The sequence below is a fragment of the Streptomyces sparsus genome (assembly GCF_054776295.1).
The window spans coordinates 1-6,824 of the sequence record NZ_BAAHCA010000193.1 but is presented as its reverse complement, the minus strand read 5'-3'; the positions used below and the strand labels follow the sequence as shown (position 1 = coordinate 6,824).

Genomic DNA, 6,824 nt, shown 5'->3' with positions numbered 1-6,824 from the left:
GCGGGGCGTCGTCACGCCCCGCTCGCAGTAGGGCCGCGGAACCCCCTGTCCCCGCCGGTCTCCGCAGCGACGACGCCCCCGGAGTGCGACTGCGGCGGGGCGGTCGTGCACGAGACCGGCGGGGCAGAGGGATCAGGGATCCGCCGGGGCGGTCCGGATCAGCGGAAGTTGAACGTGGTGTTGATCGACACCGGGTTCGGGCAGAGGAAACCGCCCTGGTGCAGCGGCACGTCGGTGGTTGCCGCGTAGTTGCGGCTGTCGCCGTCTCGCTGCGCCGTGAGGCCCACCGCCTGGTAGCGGCAGGTGATGCCGAACACTGTGACCGAGACGTCCAGCATGTCGGCGGTGGCCGTACCGGCGGCGTCGTTGAACGACACGGTCGGGTCGTTGTTCAGCACTCCGCTGATACCGGAGCAACTCAGGTTGCCGCCAGGCGTGTTGACGGTGGAGCGATCCACCGTGAGGGTGTTGGGCGCTGTGTCGCTGGTGACGCCGTTGGTCCAGCTGCACGACGAGGTGCCCGTTCCGATGGAGCCGTCGACGTGTCCCTGGGCGGCGGCACTGGCAGGGCTGGTCGTCAGGGCGGCCACGGTCAGCGCGCTCACGAGCACACCTGCGGCCTTCGTGGGAACGGACAGGGGGAGACGAGAGAGACGGGGCATGTGGGGGGCCTCCATGAGTTCTCGTGCACGGTGCCGGCTACTTACCGGCGGTAACACTGTGAAGGTAAGCATGGGCATGACACTCGTCAACCTCTGCGGCTGCTGCCATTTCAAGCCATACATGGCCGAAGCGCGTGCGGGGTGGCGGGGCCCTCGCGCCGCGAGAGTCCGCCGCTCCCGGCCCACAGCCGCACCCGAGCAGCGCGGAAAGCTCCCGCGAAGGCTTCCGCCGGGTGGCGGGCCCCCTCGCTGACGGATTCGAGCAGCGGCCGGTGACGAACGGGCGAACGCGGGATCGTGAGATGGGCCCGGCCGCTTTCCCTCCACCGACCGGGACTTGGGAACGCGGACCCGATGCGCCCAGCGAGGCCAAGCGAGTACCGGCCAGGGCCACCGGCGAACGGACCCGTTCAGCCGCCGCGTTCGAGGCCCATGAGGACGGAGTACGCGGACTCGGCCTGGCGGGCCGGCGCGGCGTCGGGGCGCGCGTATGGCCACTCTGCCCGGCAAGGCCGACCTGGCCGAGAACCGCACCCGCGCCTGGTTTGCGGCGGACTGAGCGGCGCGTACCGCCTTGACCAGGTCGGTCGCGTGGTGCACACACGTCATCCAAGCGGCAGAGGGAGAAGCGCGGGACTCCTCCCTCTGCCTTCGGGAGACGTTGATGTTCACATCCTCTGCTGTGAACTGGTCGCGCAGTCCCACAGTTCGGTGCGATGGGCATCGATGAGGGTGGTGATGCGAGTCAAAACTTCACTGGCCGGCTGCGGGTTGAGTCGGCGTCCGTCCCGCAGTCGCAGTGCGAGGAGATGATCAGCGGCTTCCTTGGCGCCGATGACGGCTTGGTAGGGAACCAGGCGGGCTTCTCGGATGCGTGCACCCAGACTTCCGCGCTCCGGGCCGGCGATCTCGGCACGCAATCCGAGGTCGGTGCAGCGTTGGGCGAGCGCCGCGGCGTTCGGCATTTCGGTGTCGGAGATCGGGAGAAGCACCAGTTGAGTGGGGGCGAGCCAGGCGGGGAAAGCACCGCCGTGCTGTTCGATGAGATGGGCGACGGCTCGCTCCACACTGCCGATGATGCTGCGGTGGACCATGACCGGCCGGTGCTTGGCCCCGTCCGCGCCGATGTAGTTCAGGTCGAACTGTTCGGGCTGATGGAAATCGACCTGGACGGTGGACAGGGTGGACTCCCGGCCGGCCCCGTCGGTGACCTGGACGTCGACCTTGGGGCCGTAGAACGCGGCCTCCCCTTCAGCCACTTCGTAGGACAGGCCGGAGTTGTCGAGGACGTCGGTCAGCAGGGCAGTGGATCGTTGCCACTTCTCGGGTGCGGCGACGTACTTGCCGCCGGGCCCGGGAAGGGAGAGTCGGTAACGGGTCGCGGTGATGCTGAGCGCCTCGTAGGCCCGGCGGATCATCCCCAGTGCTGCCTGGGCCTCCTCGGCGACTTGGCCCAGGGTGCAGAAGATGTGCGCGTCGTTGAGCTGGATGGCCCGGACACGGGTCAGCCCTCCGAGCACGCCGGAGAGTTCGGAGCGGTACATGCCTCCGAGTTCGGCCATGCGCAACGGCAGATCGCGGTAGCTGTGGGAGCGGGAACGGTAGATCACCGCATGGTGAGGACACAAGCTCGGCCGCAGGACGACCTGCTCGCCGCCGAGGGTCATCGCAGGGAACATGTCGTCGCTGTAGTGCGCCCAGTGCCCCGAGATCTCGTACAGCTCCCGCTTGCCGAGCACTGGCGAGTAAACATGCTGGTAGCCCGCCCGCCGCTCGGCTGCACGGATGTACTCCTCCAGGGTGTGCCGCACAGCCGCTCCGTCGGGCAGCCAGTACGGCAGGCCGGCGCCGATCAGTGGATCAGTGCCGAACAGGCCCAGTTCACGGCCGAGCTTGCGGTGGTCGTGCACGGTGGTCATTGCGGTCTCCTTGCTGGGTGCGGAGCAAGTGACCGGCCCTATGACGAAGCCCCGGGGCACTTGCCCCGGGGCTTCGGATCAGGTCGTCTGTCAGCGCGCCGGGACACTCTCCGGCGTCGTCGTCATAGCAGCGCGCTTCATGCCGATCACCGTAGCAGGGGCCCCGGTCTCCGGTCGGTCTTTTCTCGGGCACACAACCCGGCCCGGCTCCGCAGCAGGTGGGCCAGAGTCCCCACGCGCGCCGGGAGGGCCGGGCTCAGGGCTCGGGGGTCGCTCGGCGCGGGGTCACTCCTTGCAGAGCTCCATGCCTGCCTTGATGACGGAGCCGAGGCTGGTCTTCACACCGGGGACGTCCGGGTCGTCGGCCCAGATGGCGTCCGGCTTGGCGTACTTGCTCTGCGCGGAACCCGTCAGGCCGTACTCGGTGCCGTCCGCTTCGAACGTGATCTTCCCCTGGTCGCAGGCGAGGGTGCCGGCGTCGACGGTGAAGGGCCACGGATCGACGTCCGCGCGAGTGATCTCGCTGGTCGCCTTCGTGTCGACATCCGCCGCAGGGGGCTCGGCGCCGGCCTCGCCGTCGGCGCACGCGGTCAGCGCGGCGAGCAGCAGAGCGGCGAGCAGCGGGGCTACCTGGCGTCTTGTCATGAGCACAGGTTGGTGCAGAAGGCGGCGAGAAACCGCCACCGTGATGCTTCTGTGATCTGCCGCTCGGAGGGGGCGGGAAGGTGTCCGGCCGTTGCCCGTTCCGGTCAGGAAGCCTTCCGGCCGGAGCCCGGTTTCCGCGTGTCGGCCGTCTTCTTCGCCGAAGTGTCGCGGCCTGTTCGCGCTGCCGGCTTGCTGCTCTTCTTGGCGCCCTGCTCGGTCGCCCGGGTCGCCGCCTTTCGGCCGGCCCCCGTCGCGGAGCGCCCGGTGGTGGCCGAAGCCGCCTTCTTCGCGGCCGACTTGGCGGGAGCCGACTTCTTCGCCGGGGCGGCCTTCCGCGCGGTTGTCGCCTTCGCGGCAGCCTTCTTCGGGGCGGACCGCGTACCGGTCTTCGTCGCCGTCTTCTTCGCAGCGGTCTTCTTGGTGTCCTTGGCGGCGGTCTTCCTCGCTGTTGACTTCCGCGACCCGTCCTCCGCGCCCTCGGCCTCTCCGGCTTCCTGGGTGTCCGCTCCTCCGGACTCCGGGGCCGGCTTCGACCGTCGCCCCTGGGCGAGGATCGGGGTGACGGTGGCTTCGTCGCCGTCACCCTCCCGGGCCTGGCGGGCGGCTGCGACGCTGTTCTCCAGTGCGGCCATCAGGTCGATGACCTTGCCGCCGGTGGACGGCTGCGGCGACTCCTCGGGTGTGCGGCCCTCCAGCTTCGCGGCGACCAACTCCTCGACGGCCTCCCGGTACTCGTCGTGCAGCTCGCTCCAGTCCAGGTCGCCCAGCGAGTCCATCAGCGTTTCGGCGAGGCCGAGTTCGGCTTCGCGCACGGTGACGTCCGACGAGGGTGCCAGTCCTGTGGCCGGTCGGACCTCGTCGGGCCACAGCATCGAGTGCAGCACGAGCGTGTCGTCGACGACACGCAGCAGGCCGAGTGATTCCCGGCCGCGCAGGGCGAACCTGGCGACGGCCGCCTTGCCCGTGTGCTCCAGGGCTTCGCGGAGCAGCACGTACGGCTTGGCAGCCGCGGCGGTCTCGGCGCCGAGGTAGTAGGCGCGGTCCAGGTGGATGGGGTCGATCTCGGAGGCCGGGATGAAGGTGAGGATCTCGATGGTCCTGGCTGTCGGCAGCGGCAGGGACGCGAGGTCGGCGTCGGTGAGCAGCACCGTCTCCCCGGTGTTGTCGGTGAAGCCCTTGCCGATCTCGTCCGACGGCACCTCCACGTTCTCGACCTCGCACACCTTGCGGTAGCGGATGCGTCCGCCGCAGCCGTCCTTGGTGTGGATCTGCCGGAAGCTGACGCTGTGGTTCTCGGTGGCGCCGTACAACTGGATGGGGATGCTGACCAGGCCGAAGGAGATGGCCCCTTTCCAGATGGATCGCACGGGAACACCTCCGCCGTTGGCTTCTGTCGCCCTTTGCCACTGTTTCGTGCGATTCTCAGGGTATGCCGCCGATCACGATCGTGGAGGGCCGAAAACTGTCCCTCAGCAATCTGGACAAGGTCCTCTACCCGGACGGCACCACCAAGGGAGAGCTGCTGCACTACTACGCGGCCTGCGCCCCGGTGCTGCTGCCGCAGCTGGCCGGGCGCCCGGTCAGCTTCCTGCGCTATCCCGACGGCCCGGACGGTGGCACGTTCTTCGCGAAGAACGTGCCACCGGGCACACCCGACTGGGTGACGACGGCGGAGGTGCCGCGGTCTAGCCGCACGTGGGCCCGGCAGATCGTGATCGAGGACCTGCCGTCCCTGATGTGGGCGGCGAACCTGGTGACGGAACTGCACACGCCGCAGTGGCGGGCCGACGCCCCGGAGCAGGCGGACCGCATGGTCTTCGACCTGGATCCGGGGCCGCCCGCGGACATCGTGCAGTGCTGCACCGTGGCCCGCTGGCTGCGCGAACGGCTGGCCGACGACGGGTTGACCGCCCATCCCAAGACGTCCGGGTCCAAGGGCCTGCACCTGCTGGTGCCGCTGCTGCCGGTGCCGTCCACCGAGGTCACCGGTTACGCCAAGGCGCTGGCCGCCGAGGCCGAACGGGAACTGGCCGGCCTGGCCGTGCACCGCATGGAGCGCGCGCTGCGCCCGGGAAAGGTCTTCATCGACCACAGCCAGAACAACGCGGCCAAGACCACCGCCACGCCGTACACAGCCCGGGCGCGCCGCACTCCGTCGGTCTCCGCGCCCGTCACCTGGGACGAGGTGGAGAGCTGCACGGACGCGGCGCAACTGGCCTTCGACATCCACGACGTCCCCCGCCGCCTGGAGCGGCACGGGGACCTGCTGGCCGTCCTCGCCGACCCGGACGCCGCCCGCCCCCTGCCTGGCGGCGAGTAGCGCCGGTCTGGCCCCAAGCCCGGCGCGCCCGAGCGTCCCGCCCCCAAGCGCGCCCAGGCGCCTGCGCGCGGGTGGTGTGCGACCGGTGTGCGCCCTCGGGGCATTCGCGGGGGGCTCGTAGACTGGTCGCCACCATGGCCTACCTCGATCACGCCGCCACCACCCCCATGCTTCCGGAGGCGGTGCGGGAGATGACCGCCCAGCTCGCCGTCACCGGAAACGCGTCCTCGCTGCACGCGGCCGGCCGGCGGGCCCGCCGTACCGTCGAGGAGGCCCGCGAGCGGCTGGCCGCCTCGCTCGGCGCCCGACCCAGTGAGGTCGTCTTCACCGCGGGGGGCACCGAATCGGACAACCTCGCGGTGAAGGGCCTGTACTGGGCCAGACGGGCCGCGGATCCGGCCCGCACCCGGGTGCTGGCCAGCCCCGTCGAGCACCACGCGGTGCTGGACGCCGTGCACTGGCTGGCCGACCACGAGGGCGCCCGGGTCGAGTGGTTGCCGGTCGACGGGCACGGCCGCGTGCACGCCGGGTCGCTGCGGGCGGCTGTCGAACGCGACCCGGACGACATCGCGCTGATCAGCGTCATGTGGGCCAACAACGAGATCGGCACCCTCCAGCCGGTGGCCGAACTGGCGCGGATCGCGGGCGAGTTCGACATTCCGATGCACTCGGACGCGGTACAGGCAGTCGGGCAGGCAGCGGTGGACTTCGCCGCCTCCGGGCTGGCCGCGATGACGGTCAGCGGGCACAAGATCGGTGGCCCGTACGGCATCGGCGCGCTGCTGCTCGGTCGCGACCAGTCCCCCGTCCCGCTGCTGCACGGCGGTGGGCAGGAACGGGACGTGCGCTCCGGCACGCTGGACGTGCCGGCCGTCGCGGCCTTCGCCGTGGCCGCCGAGCACGCCGCCGCCCGGCAGGAGCGGTTCGCGAAGGAAGTGGGCGCGCTGCGCGACCTGTTGGTCGCCGAGGTGCGTGCCGCGGTGCCCGACGCCGTGCTGGGCGGTGATCCGGACCCGGACGGACGGCTGCCCGCCAACGCGCACTTCGCGTTCCCCGGCTGCGAGGGCGACTCGCTGCTGCTGCTGCTGGACGCCCAGGGCATCGAGTGCTCCACCGGTTCGGCCTGCACCGCGGGCGTCGCCCAGCCCAGTCACGTGGTGCTGGCGACCGGCGCCGACCCGGACCTGGCCCGGGGCACGCTGCGGTTCTCGCTCGGGCACACGTCGACCAGGGCGGACGTGGCGGCGGTGGCGGCGGCCATCGGCCCGGCCGTCGAGC

The 6,824-nt window shown here is 70.7% G+C and carries 6 protein-coding genes; 2 read left to right on the top strand and 4 right to left on the bottom strand.

Going from position 1 to position 6,824, the window contains the following annotated elements:
- Window positions 1–158 precede the first annotated feature (158 nt).
- From ACYVE9_RS11785 to ku, 4 genes are all read right to left on the bottom strand, one after another.
- Window positions 159–605 (bottom strand): hypothetical protein, encoded by a 447-nt coding sequence (locus ACYVE9_RS11785; RefSeq protein ID WP_461027741.1) that lies wholly within the window; start codon window positions 603–605, stop codon window positions 159–161.
- Window positions 606–1,330: 725 nt separating this feature from the next.
- Window positions 1,331–2,572 carry a threonine--tRNA ligase gene (gene thrS / locus ACYVE9_RS11780; protein ID WP_461027742.1) on the bottom strand — a complete coding sequence of 414 codons (1,242 nt, stop codon included), beginning with the start codon at window positions 2,570–2,572 and terminating at the stop codon, window positions 1,331–1,333.
- Window positions 2,573–2,866: 294 nt separating this feature from the next.
- Window positions 2,867–3,226 carry a DUF2511 domain-containing protein gene (locus ACYVE9_RS11775; protein ID WP_461027740.1) on the bottom strand — a complete coding sequence of 120 codons (360 nt, stop codon included), beginning with the start codon at window positions 3,224–3,226 and terminating at the stop codon, window positions 2,867–2,869.
- A 104-nt stretch (window positions 3,227–3,330) separates the two neighbouring features.
- Window positions 3,331–4,593 carry a non-homologous end joining protein Ku gene (ku, locus tag ACYVE9_RS11770; RefSeq protein WP_461027739.1) on the bottom strand — a complete coding sequence of 421 codons (1,263 nt, stop codon included), beginning with the start codon at window positions 4,591–4,593 and terminating at the stop codon, window positions 3,331–3,333.
- Window positions 4,594–4,655: 62 nt separating this feature from the next.
- On the opposite strand from ku, the gene ligD reads away from it, so the two are divergent.
- Window positions 4,656–5,546, top strand: a complete 891-nt coding sequence (gene ligD, locus ACYVE9_RS11765; RefSeq protein WP_461027738.1) for a non-homologous end-joining DNA ligase — start codon at window positions 4,656–4,658, stop codon at window positions 5,544–5,546.
- Between the two features lie 134 nt (window positions 5,547–5,680).
- Window positions 5,681–6,824 (top strand): cysteine desulfurase family protein (locus ACYVE9_RS11760; RefSeq protein ID WP_461027737.1); only part of this gene is annotated, 1,144 nt, incomplete at its 3' end.